Source organism: Mycobacterium sp. 1165196.3, assembly GCF_001673415.1.
In the GTDB taxonomy this organism is placed as follows: domain Bacteria; phylum Actinomycetota; class Actinomycetes; order Mycobacteriales; family Mycobacteriaceae; genus Mycobacterium; species Mycobacterium europaeum_A.
This window is the reverse complement of sequence record NZ_LZLU01000102.1, coordinates 17,278-35,292: the sequence shown is the minus strand read 5'-3', so window position 1 is coordinate 35,292 and position 18,015 is coordinate 17,278. Positions and strand designations below refer to the sequence as shown.

Here is an 18,015-nt window from a genome sequence, read left to right as displayed (position 1 = left end):
GGGTCTGCCGTTGCCCACGCTGCTGGTCACCGCCACCGCGGCGACGGTGACCCGCTGGCGCGAGCTGCGCGGCCAGCCCACCCCGCCACCGCTGCTGGCGCTCGAAACACACGGCCGCGCAGACGGTTTGGTGGACGGCCCGGGCGCACACACCATCGACACCAGCGACACCGTCGGGCTGCTCAGCTCCATCTACCCGGTGAGGCTGGACTCGACCGACCCGCGCAGGGTGGGGGAGCAGCTGGCTTCCATCCCCGGCGACGGACTCGACTACGGGTTGCTGCGCTACCTGCGGGCCGACACCGCCGAGCGGCTCGCCGGCTTCCGGCCCCCGCAACTGCTGCTGAATTACCTCGGCGCCGCCCACGCCGACGGCGGCACGGGGCTGCGGCTCGAACGCGAGCTGCTCGCCGGCGCGTCGCCGGTGCCGGAGCCGGAGCTGGCCGTGCGCCATGAGCTCACCATCGCGGCGATGGTGCTGACCTTTGGCGGGGAGCGGGTGCTGGCCGCGCAGTGGCGCGCGCTGCCCGACATTCTCGATGACTCCGATATTGCGGCGCTGCAAGAGCTTTGGATCGAATCACTGCGGGAGATGGTGAAATGAGCACACTGGCGATCGTGGGGGCCGGCGCCAAGGCGGTGGCCGTCGCGGCCAAAGCCTTCGCGTTGCGCGAGATGGGCGTCGAGGTGCCCGACGTGGTGGCCGTAGAGCGGATCGGCGTCGCGGCGAACTGGCAGGCCAGCGGCGGATGGACCGACGGCGCGCACCGGCTCGGTACCAGCCCGGAAAAGGACGTCGGGTTTCCCTACCGCTCGGCGCTGGTGCCGCGCCGCAACGCCGAACTCGACGAGCGGATGACCCGCTACAGCTGGCAGTCCTATCTGATCGCCACGGCATCATTCGCCGAGTGGATCGATCGTGGCAGGCCGGCACCGACGCATCGCCGGTGGAGCCAGTACCTGAGTTGGGTCGCCGACCACGTGGGCATGAATGTGGTGCACGGTGACGTCGAACGACTGGCGATCACCGGCGACCGCTGGGCGCTGCACACGCACGAAACCACCGTGCACGCCGACGCCCTGATGATCACCGGCCCCGGCCAGGCCGAAAAGTCCTTGCTGCCCGGCAACCCGCGCATGCTGTCGATCGCCCAGTTCTGGGATCGCGCCGCCAATCACGACCGGATCAATGCGGAGCGGGTGGCGGTGATCGGCGGTGGCGAGACGGCCGCGGCGATGCTCTATGAGCTGTTCCGCCACCGGGTTTCGAGCATCACCGTGATCTCCCCGCAGGCCACGTTGTTCACCCGCGGCGAGGGATTCTTCGAGAACTCGCTGTTCTCCGATCCCACCAACTGGCCGGCCCTGACCCTGGCCGAACGCCGCGACGCGTTGGCCCGCACCGACCGTGGGGTGTTCTCGTCCAACGTGCAGGAGGCGTTGCTGGCCGACGATCGCATCCACCACCTGCGTGGCCGCGTCGCCCACGCGGTCGGCAAGGAGGGGCAGATCCGGTTGACGCTGTCCACCAACCGCGGCAGTGAGAACTTCGAAACGGTACACGGGTTCGATCTCGTCATCGACGGCTCCGGCGCCGACTCGCTTTGGTTCGCACCGTTATTCAGCCAGGACGCGCTTGATCTGCTGGAACTCGGCCTTGGTGGGCCCCTGACCTCGGAGCGACTGCAGGAGGCGATAGGTTATGACCTGGCCGTCACCGACGTGACACCCAAGTTGTTCCTGCCGAACCTGTCCGGGCTCACCCAGGGGCCCGGGTTTCCCAACCTGAGCTGCCTTGGGCTGCTGTCCGATCGGGTGTTGGGATCCACCGTCAGCCCGTCCAAGTATCCCGTGAGAAGGAGACACGATGAGCGCCAACCCCTTTGATGACGAGAACGCGACATTCGTGGTTCTGGTCAACGACGAGGACCAGCACAGCCTGTGGCCGACCTTCGCCGACACACCGGCCGGCTGGCGGGTGGCGTTCGGGGCAGCAAGCCGCGCGGATTGCCTGCAGTACGTCGAACACAACTGGTCGGACATCCGGCCCAAGAGCTTGATCGAGGCGCTCGCCGCGGAGTGACCGGCCGCGTGTCTGCAGCGCCAAAACCTACTTGCGGCACAGGCCATTTAGCGTGTTTTCACACGTCGCGACCGTAGCGTCGTCGTAACGTGACCGACCCGAGACACAAAATCCCAAGTCACAGGGCACACTTACACCATCTTCAACCATGGAGACATGTGACCGTGTGCGGCCATCCGCAGGATTCCGCCACGGTCCCATGTGCATCGAAGGGGGACCTGTGAAATCCGTGAAGTCCATTGCCACGGGCGTGGCGGCCCTGACCGCCATTGGCGGCGCCGCCGCCGGCGTGGCTTCCATTGCAGCACCGATGGGTCTGGATCATGTGCAGTTGGCGGCCGTCGGCGCGCCACTGCCGCAGGATCCGCCGCCGCCTCCGCCCCCGCCGCCGGGCGCGCCGGGGCAGCTGCCGACGGCTGACCAGTTGGCCAACCTGTGCACCCAAGTAACCGACCCCGGCGTCAACTACCGGGACAAGAACAACCTCGTCGAAAACGGCATCCCTCAAAACGAGGGCATGGTGGCCGACCACGACCTGCGGAAGGCCTACCGCAACGGGAACTTCCCCGAGCAGTTCAACGTGACGAACATCGCGCCGGCGGGGCCGAACCTGGCCCAGGCCGACGTCGGCATCACCGGCCCGAAGTTCGCCGGGCCGGTCAACAAGCACCTGGTGTTCGTCAACCAGGGCGGCAACTGGGTCTTGCAGCACGACGCGGCGATCGCGCTGATCCAGGCGGCGACCGCGACGAACTAAGACACCGACGACATCGCCGAACCCCATGCGCCCCGCAACGCAGGCGCATGGGGTTTGGCATATCGGGCCCACGGCGGACGCCCCCGCACAGCCGGCGCACAGTCTTCTCCTGTTGCCCGCACATCGGATGGCCGTAACGTATCGGTGCCGAGACACGAAATAACAAACGCAACGGGCACGCTGACACCGTCCACACCGCCACGAACCGGCGTTGCGGATCGCCAACCCTGCGTCGACATTCGTGCCCACCGAAGGGGGAACCATGAAGATCGTCAAAACCATCGCCACCGGGGTGGCAGCCCTGGCCATCGTCGGGGGCGTTGCCGCCGGCGTCGCCTCCACCGCAACCCCGAGTGCGCTGGCCGCCGGGGTGCGGCTCGCCACTGTCGGCGCGCCGCTTCCGCAGGATCCGCCACCGGCGCAGCCCGTCGCGGGCGCCAACCTGCCGACTCCCGATCAGCTGACCGGCGTGCTCACCAGCCTCGCCGACCCGAGTGTCCCGTTCGCCAACAAGAGCAATCTGGTGCAGGGCGGCATCAGCGGGATCGAAGCGCACGTCGCCGACAAGAAGCTGCAGAAGGCGGCGAAGAACGGCGACCTGCCGCTGTCGTTCGACGTCACGAACATCCAGCCGGCCGCGGCCGGTTCGGCCACGGCCGACGTTGCGGTCTCCGGCCCGAAGCTGACGTCGCCGGTCACCCAGAACGTCACGTTCGTCAACCAGGGCGGCTGGGTGCTGTCGCGGTCGTCGGCGATGGAGTTGTTGCAGGCCGCCGGTCAGTGACCCGCGCGTAATGCGCTCAGGTCCAACCTGGCGATGCGGGCCGGATCCGCGAGCACGTCGATCGCGCGGATCCGGCCGCCGCGCACCACGAAGGCCATGACGGACGCCGCGCGGCCGGCGACGAAGATCACCGCGCCCGCGGCGCCGTTCACGGTCGCCGAACGGACCTCGCGCTCCGGCCCGGCGTAACCGCGGGCCAGCCCGGCCACCTGCTGCGCGCCCTCGGCGCGGAAGACGGCGGTGCGGGCACCGAAGTCACCACGCAACACCACGTCGGGATCGAGCACCGAAACCAGGCGGTCGAAGTCGCCGCTGCGCCCCGCCGCGAAGAACGCGTCGACCACCTCGCGTTGCGCGGCCACCGTGCCCTCGGGCGACGGATCGGCCTGCTCGATCCGGCGCCGCGCCCGGCTGGCCAGCTTGCGGGCTGCCTCCGGCGTCCGCTCGACGATGGCCGCGATCTGCTCGAACGGCACCCTGAAGACGTCGTGCAGCACGAACGCCAGCCGCTCGGCCGGCGGCAACGTATCCAGCACCACGAACAGCGCCAGCCCCACCGCGTCGGCCAGCATCGCGCGGTGCTCGGGGTCGGATTCGCCGTCCGCCTCCACGATCGGATCGGGCAGGCGGCCGAGATGTTCGTCGCGGCCCCGGGTTCGGCGGTCGCGCAACATGTTCAGGCAGATGCGCGCCACCACCGTGGTCAGCCAGGCGTCGAGATTGACGACGCCGTCCACGCCGGCGGTGCGGCTCAGGCGCAACCAGGCCTCCTGCACCGCGTCCTGGGCGTCGTCGATCGAGCCCAGCATGCGGTAAGCGACGGCGCCCAGCTGGGGCCGGGCCGCCTCGAAGCGTGCCGCCAGGGACGCATCCGCCGTCATCGGCGGTCGGTCTCGGGCAGGGCGCACACCCGGTCACCGGAGAAGCCCGACGACCCGATGTCGAGCGCGATGTTGAAGCGGGCTCGCAGGTTGCCCAGCGTGATGACGTGGGTCAAGCCGACCAGCTGGGCGGTATCGAAGTGCGCGCGCAGCGCATCGAAGAGCTCGTCGGTCACCGCGACGGGGGTACGGCTGATCGCGGTGGCGTACTGCAGGATCAGCTTGTCGACGTCGGAGAAGCACGGCGCACTCTGGTAGTTGGCCAGGGCCAGCAGCTCCTCGTCGGTGATGCCCCAGCGCCGGGCGATCTGCGAGCCGAGGTCGATGCAGTATGCGCAGCGCACCGTCGTCGCCGCTTTCAACTCGGCCAGCGCCCGCTGGCGCGGGGTGAGGACGTCGAGTTTCGACTCGGCCTGCTCCAACTTGCCGTAGGCGTTGAGCAGTCGCGGGATGTGCGCGTACATCCGCAGCGGTTCCAGCATCGCCGCGGTTTCCAGCCCGGTCATCTGTGCGAGTTTGCGCCTGGTGAAAAAGAAGGCGATCTTGGCGCCGAGTCCGGCGTCGCGGTCGGAGACTCCTTGCAGCCGTGCCATGGCGGTCCTCCTGGCAAGTTGTGGCGGAAACCAACGTCCTTACCAGGTCGACACGCGGTGAGGCCCGAACGTGACCACTCGAATCACCTCGGTGGGTGCAGCGACATATCCATGTCATAGACCCGCGCGTGCAGCACGGTGCGGTTCCGCAGCGCGGCGCGCACCGCGCGGTGCAGGCCGTCCTCGAGATAGGTGATGCCCTTCCACCGCACCGCGTGCGGGAAGAGATCGCCGTAGAAGGTGGAGTCCTCGGAGAGCAGACGGTCCAGGGCGAGCACCGTTGTGGTGGTGACCAATTCGTCGAGCCGGATCTGCTGCGGCGGAATCTGCGACCAATCCCGATACGAGAGGTTGTGCTCGGGATACGGCTTGCCGTCGCGCACGCCCTTGAAGATCATCGGCCGACCCTTCCCGAATCGTTGCTCTGGCCCGACCGGTTCATTCTGGAAAGGCTAGCGGGACGCCGGTTGTTCCGGCGAGCAGACACAAAAGCGCCCGAACGCGGACGGGCAGCGTGCTTTTGCGTCTGCTCGCGCTTCACCGGTGAGGTCGACGCCGCCCGGGCCCGTAAAATGAATCCGGTCAAGGCGGTATCGAAGGAGGTGGCGGCCGGTGGGAAGTGCCGATGACCGTCGGTTCGAGGTGCTGCGCGCCATCGTGGCCGACTTCGTCGCGACCAAAGAACCGATCGGTTCCAAGGCGTTGGTGGAGCGACATAACCTCGGCGTCTCGTCCGCCACCGTCCGCAACGACATGGCGGTGCTGGAGGCCGAGGGCTACATCACCCAGCCGCACACCAGTTCCGGACGGGTGCCCACCGAGAAGGGCTACCGCGAATTCGTCGACCGGCTCGACGACGTCAAGCCCCTGTCGTCGGCCGAACGGCGCGCGATCCAGAGCTTCCTCGAGTCCGGGGTCGACCTCGATGACGTCCTGCGCCGGGCGGTGCGGCTGCTGGCGCAGCTGACCCGGCAGGTCGCCGTCGTGCAGTACCCCACGGCGTCGTCGTCCACCGTGCGCCACCTCGAGGTGATCGCCCTGACCCCGGCCCGGCTCCTGATGGTCGTCATCACCGACTCCGGTCGGGTCGACCAGCGGGTCGTCGAACTCGGTGACGTCATCGACGAGCACGAACTGGCCCAGCTGCGCGAGATGCTTGGCCAGGCGCTGGTGGGAAAGAAGCTGTCGGCCGCCTCGGTCGCGGTGGCCGACCTCGCCGGACAGCTGCGCAGCCCGGACGGCCTGGGTGACGCCGTCGGCCGGTCGGCGACGGTGTTGCTGGAATCCCTCGTCGAACACACCGAAGAGCGCCTGTTGTTGGGCGGTACCGCCAACCTGACCCGGAACGCGGCCGATTTCGGCGGCTCGTTGCGCTCCATCCTGGAGGCGCTGGAGGAGCAGGTGGTGGTGTTGCGGTTGCTGGCCGCCCAGCAGGAAGCCGGTAAGGTGACGGTGCGCATCGGCCACGAGACGGCCGCCGAGCAGATATTGGGCACCTCCGTGGTGACCACCGCCTACGGCACTTCCGACACCGTTTACGGGGGAATGGGCGTGCTGGGGCCCACCCGGATGGACTATCCGGGAACTATCGCCAGCGTTGCTGCGGTTGCCATGTATATCGGCGAAGTCCTGGGTGCTCGATGAACGCGCACCCGCAGGGTGGGTAGGCGCGGGGAAAGACCAGGTATAGGAGAGTCAAGCGTGGCACGCGATTACTACGGGCTGCTCGGCGTGAGCAGAAACGCCAGCGACGCGGAGATCAAGCGCGCGTACCGCAAGCTGGCGCGCGAACTGCATCCGGACGTCAACCCCGATGAGGCCGCGCAGGCGAAATTCAAGGAGATCAGCGTCGCCTACGAGGTGCTGAGCGATCCCGAGAAGCGGCGGATCGTCGACCTCGGCGGCGATCCGATGGAGAACGCGGCCGCGGCGGGCGGTGGTTTCGGCGCCGGATTCGGTGGCCTGGGCGATGTGTTCGAGGCCTTCTTCGGTGGCGGCTTCAGCGGCGGCGCGACCTCCCGCGGCCCGATCGGGCGGGTACGGCCGGGCTCGGACTCGCTGCTGCGCATGCGCCTCGACCTCGAAGAGTGCGCGACCGGCGTGACCAAGCAGGTCACCGTCGACACCGCGGTGCTCTGCGATCGATGCCAAGGCAAGGGCACCAACGGCGACTCCGCGCCGGTCCCGTGCGACACCTGCGGCGGTCGCGGCGAGGTGCAGACCGTGCAGCGCTCGCTGCTGGGCCAGGTGATGACGTCCCGGCCCTGCCCGACCTGCCGGGGCGTCGGCGTCGTCATCCCCGACCCGTGCCATCAATGCATGGGCGACGGCCGGGTGCGGGCCCGCCGCGAGATCAGCGTCAAGATCCCCGCGGGTGTCGGCGACGGCATGCGCGTGCGGCTCGCCGCCCAGGGTGAGGTCGGGCCCGGCGGCGGCCCGGCCGGCGACCTCTACGTCGAGGTCCACGAACAGCCCCACGACGTCTTCGTCCGCGAAGGCGACGATCTGCACTGCACGGTTTCGGTGCCGATGGTCGACGCGGCGCTGGGCGCCACCGTCACCGTCGACGCCATCTTGGACGGCGTCAGCGAAATCACCATCCCGCCCGGCACCCAACCGGCGTCGGTCATCACCCTGCGCGGCCACGGCATGCCGCACCTGCGCTCCGGCACCCGCGGCGATCTGCATGTGCACGTCGAGGTCGTCGTTCCGGCCCGGCTGGACCACCGCGACACCGAACTGCTGCGCGAGTTCAAGACCCGCCGCAACCGCGACGTGCCCGAGGTCCGCTCGACGCACGCCGGGGGCGGGTTGTTCAGCCGGCTGCGCGAAACCTTCACCGGACGCTAGCGGGGAGCCGCGAAGGCGCGCACATGGTCGCGACCCTGTTCTACCTCGACGATCTGCCCGAGCCCGGCTCGCTGGCCGTGCTGGGCGGTGACGAGGGTTTCCACGCCGCGACCGTGCGCCGCATCCGCCCCGGCGAGCGGCTGGTGCTGGGCGACGGCGCCGGGGCCCTGGCCCACTGCGAGGTCGAGCACGCCGGGCGCGACGGGCTGCGCGCGCGGGTGCTCGAACGCTGGACCGTTCCCCCGGGATCCCCGCGGGTGACGGTGGTCCAGGCGCTGCCGAAGTCGGAGCGCTCGGAGCTGGCCATCGAGTTGGCCACCGAAGCGGGCGCCGACGCGTTCCTGGCCTGGCATGCCGCGCGGTGCGTTGCCAACTGGCAGGGCAACCGGGTCGACAAGGGTTTGCGGCGATGGCGTGCCGTCGCTCGGTCGGCGGCCCGCCAATCCCGTCGGGCGCACATCCCGCCGGTCGATGGCGTGCTGTCCACCGCCGAGCTGACCCGGCGGATCCGCGACGAGGTGGCCGCGGGCGCGACGGCGCTCGCCCTGCACGAGTCGGCCACCGACCGGCTCGCGGATGTCGGGCTGGCTCAAGCGGAATCGCTGCTGCTGGTGGTCGGTCCGGAAGGCGGCATCGCGGAAGACGAGATGGCGGCGCTGTCCGAGGCGGGCGCGACGGCGGTGCGGCTCGGGCCCCAGGTGCTGCGGACGTCGAGCGCCGCGGCGGTCGCGCTGGGCGCCCTCGGCGTGCTGACCCCGAGGTGGGACCAGCGCAGCGACGTTCCGGCAAACGGCCACACGCTGCGGGTTCGCGACACCGACCCGACGTCGAGTACGTTGCTGAACGCTGACCAATCCGGGCCCTCGGCGTAGACTGAGACGGCCCAGCAACCCACCGACAAGCCGAGAAAGCAGGCATCGAGAGCCACGTGACGCCCCGCGAGACCAGCGCTGCTGACGCAGCCGGAGCCGTCCCGACCTCTGCTCAGGTTCGCAGCAGCATCGACGTTCCGCCCGATGTCGTGATGGGCTTGTTGGGTTCGGCCGACCAAAACCTGCGGGCCCTCGAGCGCAGCCTGAAAGCCGACCTGCACGTGCGTGGCAACGCGGTCACCGTCGCGGGTGAACCCGCCGACGTCGCGCTCGCCGAGCGGGTGATCTCCGAGCTGGTCGCCATCGTCGCCGGCGGTCAGCCGTTGACCCCGGAGGTGGTTCGCCACAGCGTCGCCATGCTGGCCGGCACCGACAACGAGTCACCGGCCGAAGTGCTCACGCTGGACATCCTGTCGCGGCGCGGCAAGACCATCCGGCCCAAGACGCTCAACCAGAAGCGCTACGTCGACGCCATCGACGCCAACACCATCGTCTTCGGGGTCGGCCCGGCCGGCACCGGCAAGACCTATCTGGCGATGGCCAAGGCGGTCAGCGCGCTGCAGACCAAACAGGTCAGCCGCATCATCCTGACCCGCCCAGCCGTGGAAGCCGGTGAGCGCCTTGGCTTTTTGCCCGGCACCCTCAGCGAGAAGATCGATCCGTATCTGCGGCCGCTGTATGACGCGCTCTACGACATGATGGATCCCGAACTGATCCCCAAACTGATGACCGCCGGCGTCATCGAGGTGGCGCCGCTGGCCTACATGCGGGGACGCACGCTGAACTCCGCGTTCATCGTCCTCGACGAGGCGCAGAACACCACCGCCGAGCAGATGAAGATGTTCCTCACCCGGCTCGGCTTCGGATCCAAGATCGTCGTCACCGGCGACATCACCCAGGTCGACCTGCCGGGCGGCGCCAAGTCGGGCCTGCGCTCGGCGATGGAAATCCTGGACAGCGTCGATGACATCCATGTCGCGGAGCTGACCAGCGTGGACGTGGTTCGCCACCGGCTGGTCTCCGAGATCGTCGACGCCTATGCGAAATTTGACGAGCCCGGCCTGACATTGAACCGGGCGGCGCGGCGGGCGACGGGCTCGCGCGGTCGTCGATGATGGTGCGGTGAGCGGATTTCATGAGCATTGAGGTATCCAACGAATCGGGTATCGACGTCTCCGAGGCCGAACTGATCAGCGTCGCGCGGTTCGTCATCGCCAAGATGGACGTCAATCCGGCGGCCGAGCTGTCGATGGTGCTGCTGGACACCGCCGCGATGGCGGACCTGCACATGCGCTGGATGGACCTGCCCGGCCCGACGGACGTGATGAGCTTTCCGATGGACGAGCTTGAGCCGGGCGGGCGTCCGGACGCCCCCGAGCCGGGGCCCTCGATGCTGGGCGACATCGTGCTGTGCCCGGAATTCGCGGCCGGCCAGGCCGCCTCGGCGGGGCACAGCCTGGGGCACGAGCTGGCGCTACTGACCATCCACGGGGTGCTGCATCTGATCGGCTACGACCACGGCGAGCCGGACGAGGAAAAGGAGATGTTCGCCCTGCAGGACCGGTTGCTCGAAGAGTGGGTCGCCGAGCAGGTCGAGGCCTACCACCAGGACCGCCAATCCGAACGCGACCGCCGATTGCTCGACAAGTCAAGGTATTTCGACCATTGAGGCCACTTCGCATCCTGGCGGCCGCCGCCATCGCCTTCGCACCGCTGTCGATGGTGGTCACCACCAACGCTTCGGTGGCGCAGGCGGCCCCGTGCGCGGGCGCCGGATCGAACCCGGATTCCTGCCAGCACTGCATGTTCTACGTGAACGCCTATCACACCGCGAACGTGTGCAACGAGGATCGCCGCGGGGTCCAGGGACCCCCGAGCAACGCGCCCACGCCGGTGCCGGAAGTTCCCATCCCGGCGTACGAGCCGCCCCCGATGCCGCCGCCGGCGCACAACCCACTGGTCCTCCCGCCGCCCAACGCGGGTCAGAACGTCCCGGTGCTGGACATCCCGCCGCCGGGCCCCGACGCGCCGCGCAACGCACCGGTCGTGGCGCCGCCGCGCGGGCTGGACGCGCCCTCGCTGGCGATCGCGGCGGCCAAGGCCGCACCCGTGGCGCGGGTCGATCCCGCCAACCCCCCGAAACCGCCGACCCAGGTGGACTTCAACCAGCGGGTGCAGAACGTCGTGAGTTCGCACCGGGAGAACGTCGACATTCTCAAGGTGGATGATCAGAAGTTCGTCCGGCCGCGCCATTGGGACTACCTCGACTACGACGACTCCTATCGCCGCCCGACCATCTACAACCCGCTCAACCAGCCGATCACGTTCCGCTACTTCTACAACGGCGCCTATCAGGAGGCGTACCTGCCGCGCGGAGGCCGGATGGTGCTCGACGCCGCGACCGTCGGCGTCGTCCCGTTCACCGCAGTGGGTGATAGTTACGTGGCCGCGGGCAGCTTCTATGGCGGGGGCTCAATTCCGTTGAACGGCTACAACGGTCCGCCGCCGCCCGACTACAAGCCGCCGGCGCCGCCGAAGCTGTACGAGAACGTCACGGTGTTCGTTCCCGCCAAGGGCGAGACCGTGGAGGTGGGCCACGTGTCGGTGGTGGGTCACGACGGGAGTCAACCCGCGGGCGGCCAGGACACCTTCCTGCTCGACGACTCCACCCTGGCCTTCGGGCAGATCGACAACACCAGCAGCGCGCCCGCCCAGATCAGGGTGATCAAGACCCAGCCCACGCCGGGCGTCGGGCCGACCGACGATGGCAGCTTCCTGGTGTTGCTGGCCGTGCATCATCAGGAGCCCGGTCAGCCCAATCAGTCCGGATGGACTTTGGCGCTGCGCTTCGGGGGGTTCGCGGTGGTGGTCGGCCTGGTCGCCTGGCTGCTCGCTCGCCGGAGCCGGGCCGAGGAGCAGAACGCTGATTCATGACCGGCTGGTCTGAGCTGCTCGGTGCAGTCGCGCTGATCGCGCTCGGCGGACTGTTCGCGGCGATCGATGCGGCCATCAGCACGGTGTCGCTGGCCCGGGTTCAGGAGTTGGTGCGCGACGAGCGGCCCGGCGCGGTGGCCCTGTCCAAGGTCATGTCCGAACGGCCCCGCTACATCAACCTGGTGGTGTTGCTGCGGATCACCTGCGAGATCACGGCGACCGTGCTGCTGGTGGTGTTCCTCTACGACAACTTCGGGCTCAGGTGGGGGCTGTTCGGCGCCGCCGCCATCATGGTGGTCACCAGCTTCGTCGTGATGGGCGTGGGACCGCGTACCCTCGGCCGTCAGAACGCCTACTCCATTGCGCTGACGACGGTCCTTCCGCTGCAGGCAATTTCGTGGCTGCTGATGCCGATCAGCCGCCTGCTGGTGGTGCTGGGCAATGCGGTGACGCCCGGCCGTGGCCTGCGCAACGGCCCGTTCGCCTCCGAGATCGAGTTGCGTGAAGTCGTCGACCTGGCTCAGCAGCGCGGCGTGGTGGCCGCCGAGGAGCGGCGGATGATCCAGTCGGTCTTCGAACTCGGTGACACCCCGGCCCGCGAGGTGATGGTGCCGCGCACCGAGATGATCTGGATCGAAAGCGACAAGTTCGCCAGCCAGGCCATCAACCTGGCGGTGCGCAGCGGGCATTCCCGCATCCCGGTCATCGGCGAAAACGTCGACGACATCGTGGGCGTCGTGTACCTGAAAGACCTTGTCCAGCAGACGGTTCTGTCCGGCGACGGCGGCCGCACCCCGCCGGTGTCGAAGGTGATGCGGCCGGCCGTCTTCGTGCCGGACTCCAAGCCGTTGGACTCGCTGCTGCGGGAAATGCAGCGCGACCGCAACCACATGGCCCTGCTCGTCGACGAGTACGGCGCGATCGCCGGCCTGGTCACCATCGAAGACGTGCTGGAGGAAATCGTCGGCGAGATCGCCGACGAGTACGACCAGGCGGAGACGGCGCCGATAGAAGACCTGGGCGACAAGCACTTCCGGGTGTCGGCGCGGTTGCCGATCGAGGACCTGGGCGAGCTGTACGGGGTGGAGTTCGACGACGATTTCGACGTCGACACGGTGGGCGGCCTGCTCGCCCTCGAGCTGGGCCGGGTGCCGCTGCCGGGCGCCGAGGTGGTCTCGCACGGTCTGCGGCTGCAGGCCGAAGGCGGCACCGATCACCGGGGTCGGGTGCGGATCAATACCGTGCTGCTCAGCCCGATCGAATCCGACGGTTCATCCGATGGCGAGGAATCCGAGCAGCATGACTGAATTCCGTTCCGGCTTCGTATGTTTGGTGGGCCGTCCGAACACCGGCAAATCGACGCTGACCAACGCGCTCGTCGGGACCAAGGTCGCGATCACCTCGATGCGGCCGCAGACCACCCGGCACACCATCCGCGGCATCGTGCACCGCGACGACTTCCAGATCATCCTGGTGGACACGCCGGGCCTGCACCGGCCGCGCACCCTGCTGGGCAAGCGGCTCAACGATCTGGTGCGCGATACCTATTCCGAAGTCGACGTGATCGGGCTGTGCATCCCGGCCGACGAAGCGATCGGTCCGGGCGACCGGTGGATCGTCGAACAGATCCGCGCGACCGCGCCGAAGACGACGCTGGTCGCGATCGTCACCAAGATCGACAAGACGCCCAGAGACCGGGTGGCCGCCCAGCTGGTGGCGGTCAGCGAGTTGGTGGGTGACTCGGCGGAGATCGTGCCGGTGTCGGCCGTCACCGGGGCGCAGGTCGACATCCTGATCGACGTGCTGGCCGCGGCGCTGCCGCCCGGCCCGGCGTACTACCCCGACGGTGAGCTGACCGACGAACCCGAAGAGGTCCTGATGGCCGAGCTCATCCGGGAGGCCGCCCTCGAGGGCGTGCGCGACGAACTGCCGCATTCGTTGGCGGTGGTCATCGACGAAGTCAACCCGCGGGAGGACCGCGACGACCTGATCGACGTGCATGCCCTGCTCTACGTCGAACGCGACAGCCAGAAGGGAATCGTCATCGGCAAGGGCGGTGCCCGGCTGCGGGAGGTGGGCACCGCCGCGCGTGCCCAGATCGAAAAGTTGTTGGGGACAAAGGTTTACCTCGATCTGCGGGTCAAGGTTGCCAAGAACTGGCAGAGCGACCCCAAACAGCTTGGTCGGCTGGGCTTTTAGCGATCGCACGCGACGGCGTCGCCCGCGGTCGCCGGACCAAGAGGTGACTTTCGTTCGTGCTAGCACCGCCGCTAGCGCACGTGGAAAAGGCCATATGCCGAGCAGAGGCGACGCATCTGGCCCGGGTGAATTTGGTGCGCGCATCCGCCGCGCGTTTGGTCGCCTTCGCCCCGGGTAGCCGCGGCCTATGACGCAACCTCAACTCGCGCTCGTCACCGGCGCGTCCAGCGGCATCGGATTCGAACTGGCCAAGCAGTTCGCCCAGCATGGCTATGACCTGGTCGTTGCCGCCGAAGACGACGGGATCAACGACGTGCCCGGCAAACTCTCGCAGTTCGGCGCGGCGGTGCAGCCGGTCCAGGCGGACCTGCGCGGCCCCGAGGGGGTGGAGCACGTGTACGAGAGCGCAATCGAAGGCGACCGCGTGCTCGCCGCGGCCGCGCTGAATGCGGGGATCGGCCGCGGGGAAATGTTCCTCAAGAGCGAGCTCGCCGACGACCTCAGCATCATCGATCTCAACGTGCGCTCCACCGTGCACCTGGCCAAGCTGGTTCTGCGTGACATGGCGAATCGCAATGCGGGCAAGGTGCTGTTCACCTCGTCCATCGCCTCGCAGATGCCGGGTTCCTATCAGCCGGTGTACAACGCGTCGAAGTCGTTCATCCAATCCTTCGCCCAGGCGCTGCACGACGAATTGCGCGATACGGCAATCACTGTCACCGCTTTGATGCCCGGACCGACCGACACCAACTTCTTCGGCCGCGCCAAGATGGTGGATTCCCTGATGGGCAAAATGCGCAAGGACGACCCCGCCCAGGTCGCGCGGCAGGGATTCGAGGCGCTGATGCAAGGCGATCAGAAGGTGGTGGCCGGCTCCGCATTGACAAAAGTCATGGGTGCGGCGAACCGCCTGCTACCGGACACGGTCAAAGCCGTTGGCAATCGGGTGATGTCGAAACCGCGGGGCAACTGAACCGATGGCCCGGCGGATCAGGCCAGCACCCGAATCGTTTTCATCGACGCATCGGCGGCATCCGGGGTGTTCATCCCGGCGCGCACGCCGGAACACAAGTAATTCAGCACGGCCTCATTGAGACGCTCTCCGGGCACCACCGCCGGGATGCCCGGGGGATAGGGCGTGATCTGTTCGGCGGCGATCCGCCCGGCGGCCTGATCGGTGGGCACCGCCTCCACGTGCCCAAAGAACGCGTCGCGGGGCAGACACACAGTCTCCAACTGGAGCTCGTCGGGAGAGGGCAGGTCAATCTGCGGCGGGCGGTCGAAGTCGTCGGCCGCCCTGCGCCACGCCCGCAGCGCATCGGTGAGACGGCCGGCGGTGGCCTTGTCGTCCGCAAAGGACAGGGTGGCCAGAATGCGGCGGTGATCGCTCATCCCGGTGTCGACGTGAGCGTTCGCGCGCAGCCAGTCGGCGGCCTGGTAACCGGAGGTGCCCGTGCCCGAGACGTCCATCAGCACCTGCAAGCGGTCCAGGTCGTGGGACGCCTGCGCCCCGAGTAGCTCGTCGTCGAGCACCTCGACGCCGGGCAAAGTTTCGATGTCCGCACGCAATTTGTGTGCGAGATCCAGTGCGGCGCCGAGCAATTCGTGTCCATGCTCCACCATTTGCCGGCGCCATCCGTCCATGGCCGCATACAGCAGGACGTTGGGGCTGGTCGTCATCAGCAGATCCGCGCAGGCCGACAGGCGGTCCTGATCGATCAGGTCGCCCTGCACATGGAACACCGAGCCCTGTTCGAAACCGGCGCCCATCTTGTGCACGCTGACCACGCAGACGTCCGCATCCGCATCCATCGCCCAGGTCGGCAGGTCGTCGTGGAACGGCAGATGTGCCCCCCACGCCTCGTCGATGATCAACGGCTTTCCGCGCCGATGGCACACCTCGGCGATGCCGGCGATGTCGGCGCAGGTGCCGTACGGGCTGGGGCTCACGATGAGCGCCCCGGCGGCGTCGGGATGCTTGTCCCACGCCTCGTCTACCTGCTGCGGCGAGGGTGGATGGGAAAAGTGGTGGTCGGCGTCCCATTGCGGAGTGATCCAGCGCGGCTGCACACCCGAGAAGATCAGCCCCGCCACGATCGACTTGTGACTGTCGCGCCCAACCAGGAGGCTGCCGTCGCCGCCGGCCACGGCCATCATCGCCGCCCGGACCGACAGGGAGCTGCCGCAGGTGGAAAACCAGGCAACGTCGGCGCCCACGGCTTCGGCCATCAGGTCCTCCGCGTGCTTCAAATACTGGTTGCTGGTTCTGCGGTCATCCAGCCCGCCGCTGGCCAGCACGTCGTCGAGGAACGGTTCGCGGCCCAGCACCTGCAGGACGCGGTCGTCGGTGCCGCGGCCCTGGCGGTGGCCCGGTGGGGTGAACCCGTAACGGTTCTTGGCCCGATAATCGGCCAGCGCATCGAGTAGGGGAGCGGTCGATTGGTCCATCGCCAACGAATACCCGAGTTGTCAGCGGCTAATTCGTCCTAGTTACCTGCGTAAACACAGGCGTCAGGCGTGGGGCCCGGCGGCGCCCGGCGCGTCCGTCGTCTGGTCCCACCACGACTGGGGCTGTTGGCTCGCCCACCCGCTGACCGCTTCCAGTTCGGCGGCCAGTGAGATCAGCATGCCCTCGCTGTTCGCCGGGCCCATCAGTTGCACACCGATCGGCAAGCCCTCGGAGGTGAAGCCCGCCGGAACGTTGATCGACGGCCAGCCCAGCACGTTCCACGGGAACGTCAGCGGGCACGCCGCAATCATGGCGCGGTCGGTGCCGAACCCACTCAACCGGTCGAAGGCGCGTGCCAGGGGTGGGGGCTGGGCCGTCGTCGGCGCCAACACCACGTCGACGATGTCGAAGATCGAGCCGACCCGGCGCTGGTCTTCGGCTTCGTGGCGACGCGCGCTGCGCAGGATCGCCTGGCCCAGCACGGCGCCCAGGCGCAGGTTGGACAGGGTGCGGGGGTCCAGCACCACCCCGTCGCCCAGCCGCTCCTCCCAATCGCGCAGGCCTGCGGTGGACCGGGCGAGGAAGTCCCACGACAGCCGCATGCCGTAATCGGGGTTGCCCGGCACCACGGTGTGGCCGAGCAGTTCGAGTTGCTTGCCGACTGCCCGCGTCGCGGCCAGGATCTCCGGGTGCAGCTTCGGCCGGAAGCCGGTGTAGGGGAACCGGGTGGACAGCGCGATGTTCAGCGGGCCGGGCGCCTTGCCCACGTAGTCGGAGGCGACGATCGGCGGCGGCTTGTGCCGGTCTCCCTCCACGTTTCCGGAGGCGGCGTCGAGCACCAGCGCCGCATCGGCCACCGTCCGGGCCAGCACGCCGTTGACCGTGATGCCGTTGAACGCCTCCGGCAGTGGCCAGGTCGAGATGCGCCCGCGCTGCGGCTTGATGCCGACCAGGTGCGTCCACGCCGCCGGGATGCGAATGCTGCCGGCGCCGTCGGAGCCGATGGCCGCGGTGACCAGTCCGGCCGCCACCGCCGCGGCGCTGCCCCCCGACGATCCGCCCGGGGTGTGCCGGCGCGACCAGGGGTTGCGGGTATGCCCGAAACCGGGTCCGCTGGTGAACGGCCACTGGCCGAGCTCGCAGGTGTTGGTCTTGCCGACGATCACCGCGCCGGCCGCCTTGAGACGGCGCACCAGTTCGGCATCGTGCGTCGCCGGCGCGACCGTCCCCTCGGTCCCGAAGGCGGTGGGCACGCCAGCAACGTCGACGTCGTCTTTGACCGCGATCGGGATCCCCAGCAGCGGGGCGGTGTCGCCGGCCGCGCGGCGCCGGTCGGCCTCGGCGGCGTCGGCCAGCGCCGACTCGGTGAGCACCACCCGAAAGGCGTTGAGCGTGGGCTGGCTGGCGTGGATGGCGTGCAGCGAGCGACCGACCAGTGTGGTGGACGTCACCGAGCGGCTCGCCAGCTGATAGAGCAGGTCAGTGAGCGTGGGCAGGCGCCGGTGGCCGGATCCGGAAATGGACCCGGGACCCGACCCAGAAGCGCCAATCACGGGGTACGAGACTAACGGCGCGGATACCCGTAATGTCGCGGCGGGGTGCAAAACTATTGT

The 18,015-nt window shown here is 68.6% G+C and carries 18 protein-coding genes and 1 pseudogene; 14 read left to right on the top strand and 5 right to left on the bottom strand.

Features of this window, described 5'->3' with window-relative positions; genetic code table 11:
• The 5 genes and pseudogenes from A5659_RS10800 to A5659_RS10780 form a co-directional block, all read left to right on the top strand.
• Nucleotides 1–604, top strand: a pseudogene (locus A5659_RS10800) (non-ribosomal peptide synthetase); the annotation flags it as partial.
• Nucleotides 601–1,887, top strand: a complete 1,287-nt coding sequence (mbtG, locus tag A5659_RS10795) for an NADPH-dependent L-lysine N(6)-monooxygenase MbtG (RefSeq protein WP_066867785.1) — start codon at nucleotides 601–603, stop codon at nucleotides 1,885–1,887. The pseudogene A5659_RS10800 and the gene mbtG, both read left to right, overlap by 4 nt.
• Nucleotides 1,868–2,083 (top strand): MbtH family protein, encoded by a 216-nt coding sequence (locus A5659_RS10790; RefSeq protein WP_067180953.1) that lies wholly within the window; start codon nucleotides 1,868–1,870, stop codon nucleotides 2,081–2,083. Before mbtG ends, A5659_RS10790 begins: the two co-directional genes overlap by 20 nt.
• A 220-nt stretch (nucleotides 2,084–2,303) precedes the next feature.
• Complete coding sequence (locus A5659_RS10785) at nucleotides 2,304–2,840, top strand: hypothetical protein (RefSeq protein WP_066867780.1); 537 nt, start codon at nucleotides 2,304–2,306, stop codon at nucleotides 2,838–2,840.
• Nucleotides 2,841–3,102: 262 nt separating this feature from the next.
• Nucleotides 3,103–3,624 (top strand): hypothetical protein, encoded by a 522-nt coding sequence (locus A5659_RS10780; protein WP_066867777.1) that lies wholly within the window; start codon nucleotides 3,103–3,105, stop codon nucleotides 3,622–3,624.
• Here A5659_RS10780 and A5659_RS10775 read toward each other — a convergent pair.
• From A5659_RS10775 to A5659_RS10765, 3 genes are all read right to left on the bottom strand, one after another.
• Nucleotides 3,618–4,505: a sigma-70 family RNA polymerase sigma factor gene (locus tag A5659_RS10775; RefSeq protein WP_066867774.1), complete on the bottom strand. Its 888-nt coding sequence runs from the start codon at nucleotides 4,503–4,505 to the stop codon at nucleotides 3,618–3,620. The genes A5659_RS10780 and A5659_RS10775 overlap by 7 nt on opposite strands.
• On the bottom strand, nucleotides 4,502–5,098 hold the full coding sequence (locus A5659_RS10770; protein ID WP_067180950.1) for a carboxymuconolactone decarboxylase family protein: 597 nt from the start codon (nucleotides 5,096–5,098) through the stop codon (nucleotides 4,502–4,504). Before A5659_RS10770 ends, A5659_RS10775 begins: the two co-directional genes overlap by 4 nt.
• 83 nt (nucleotides 5,099–5,181) lie before the next feature.
• Nucleotides 5,182–5,496: a type II toxin-antitoxin system VapB family antitoxin gene (locus tag A5659_RS10765; RefSeq protein WP_066867769.1), complete on the bottom strand. Its 315-nt coding sequence runs from the start codon at nucleotides 5,494–5,496 to the stop codon at nucleotides 5,182–5,184.
• A 214-nt stretch (nucleotides 5,497–5,710) separates the two neighbouring features.
• Here A5659_RS10765 and hrcA point away from each other — a divergent pair, with 214 nt between their 5' ends.
• The 9 genes from hrcA (at nucleotide 5,711) to A5659_RS10720 (ending at nucleotide 14,926) form a co-directional block, all read left to right on the top strand.
• Nucleotides 5,711–6,742 carry a heat-inducible transcriptional repressor HrcA gene (gene hrcA, locus A5659_RS10760; protein ID WP_066867767.1) on the top strand — a complete coding sequence of 344 codons (1,032 nt, stop codon included), beginning with the start codon at nucleotides 5,711–5,713 and terminating at the stop codon, nucleotides 6,740–6,742.
• 57 nt (nucleotides 6,743–6,799) lie between these two features.
• Nucleotides 6,800–7,948, top strand: a complete 1,149-nt coding sequence (gene dnaJ / locus A5659_RS10755; protein WP_067022746.1) for a molecular chaperone DnaJ — start codon at nucleotides 6,800–6,802, stop codon at nucleotides 7,946–7,948.
• Nucleotides 7,949–7,971: 23 nt separating this feature from the next.
• Nucleotides 7,972–8,820 (top strand): 16S rRNA (uracil(1498)-N(3))-methyltransferase, encoded by an 849-nt coding sequence (locus A5659_RS10750; protein ID WP_066869559.1) that lies wholly within the window; start codon nucleotides 7,972–7,974, stop codon nucleotides 8,818–8,820.
• Between the two features lie 56 nt (nucleotides 8,821–8,876).
• A complete protein-coding gene (locus A5659_RS10745) occupies nucleotides 8,877–9,935 on the top strand; it encodes a PhoH family protein (protein ID WP_066880363.1) in 1,059 nt (352 codons plus the stop codon).
• Nucleotides 9,936–9,955: 20 nt separating this feature from the next.
• Nucleotides 9,956–10,489, top strand: a complete 534-nt coding sequence (gene ybeY / locus A5659_RS10740) for an rRNA maturation RNase YbeY (RefSeq protein ID WP_066869564.1) — start codon at nucleotides 9,956–9,958, stop codon at nucleotides 10,487–10,489.
• A gap of 50 nt (nucleotides 10,490–10,539) precedes the next feature.
• Nucleotides 10,540–11,754 (top strand): hypothetical protein, encoded by a 1,215-nt coding sequence (locus A5659_RS10735; protein WP_066869650.1) that lies wholly within the window; start codon nucleotides 10,540–10,542, stop codon nucleotides 11,752–11,754.
• The gene (locus tag A5659_RS10730; RefSeq protein ID WP_066869568.1) at nucleotides 11,751–13,061 is read left to right on the top strand and encodes a hemolysin family protein; all 1,311 of its coding nucleotides are present in this window, start codon (nucleotides 11,751–11,753) and stop codon (nucleotides 13,059–13,061) included. The genes A5659_RS10735 and A5659_RS10730 overlap by 4 nt, the downstream gene beginning before the upstream one ends.
• The gene (era, locus tag A5659_RS10725) at nucleotides 13,054–13,953 is read left to right on the top strand and encodes a GTPase Era (RefSeq protein ID WP_066869571.1); all 900 of its coding nucleotides are present in this window, start codon (nucleotides 13,054–13,056) and stop codon (nucleotides 13,951–13,953) included. Before A5659_RS10730 ends, era begins: the two co-directional genes overlap by 8 nt.
• A 187-nt stretch (nucleotides 13,954–14,140) precedes the next feature.
• Nucleotides 14,141–14,926 carry an SDR family oxidoreductase gene (locus A5659_RS10720; protein WP_067180947.1) on the top strand — a complete coding sequence of 262 codons (786 nt, stop codon included), beginning with the start codon at nucleotides 14,141–14,143 and terminating at the stop codon, nucleotides 14,924–14,926.
• Nucleotides 14,927–14,943: 17 nt separating this feature from the next.
• On the opposite strand, the gene A5659_RS10715 is transcribed toward A5659_RS10720, so the two are convergent.
• Both A5659_RS10715 and A5659_RS10710 read right to left on the bottom strand, forming a co-directional pair.
• The gene (locus A5659_RS10715) at nucleotides 14,944–16,401 is read right to left on the bottom strand and encodes an aminotransferase class I/II-fold pyridoxal phosphate-dependent enzyme (RefSeq protein ID WP_066880367.1); all 1,458 of its coding nucleotides are present in this window, start codon (nucleotides 16,399–16,401) and stop codon (nucleotides 14,944–14,946) included.
• A 63-nt stretch (nucleotides 16,402–16,464) separates the two neighbouring features.
• The gene (locus A5659_RS10710; protein ID WP_067180944.1) at nucleotides 16,465–17,955 is read right to left on the bottom strand and encodes an amidase; all 1,491 of its coding nucleotides are present in this window, start codon (nucleotides 17,953–17,955) and stop codon (nucleotides 16,465–16,467) included.
• Between the last annotated feature and the right edge of the window lie 60 nt (nucleotides 17,956–18,015).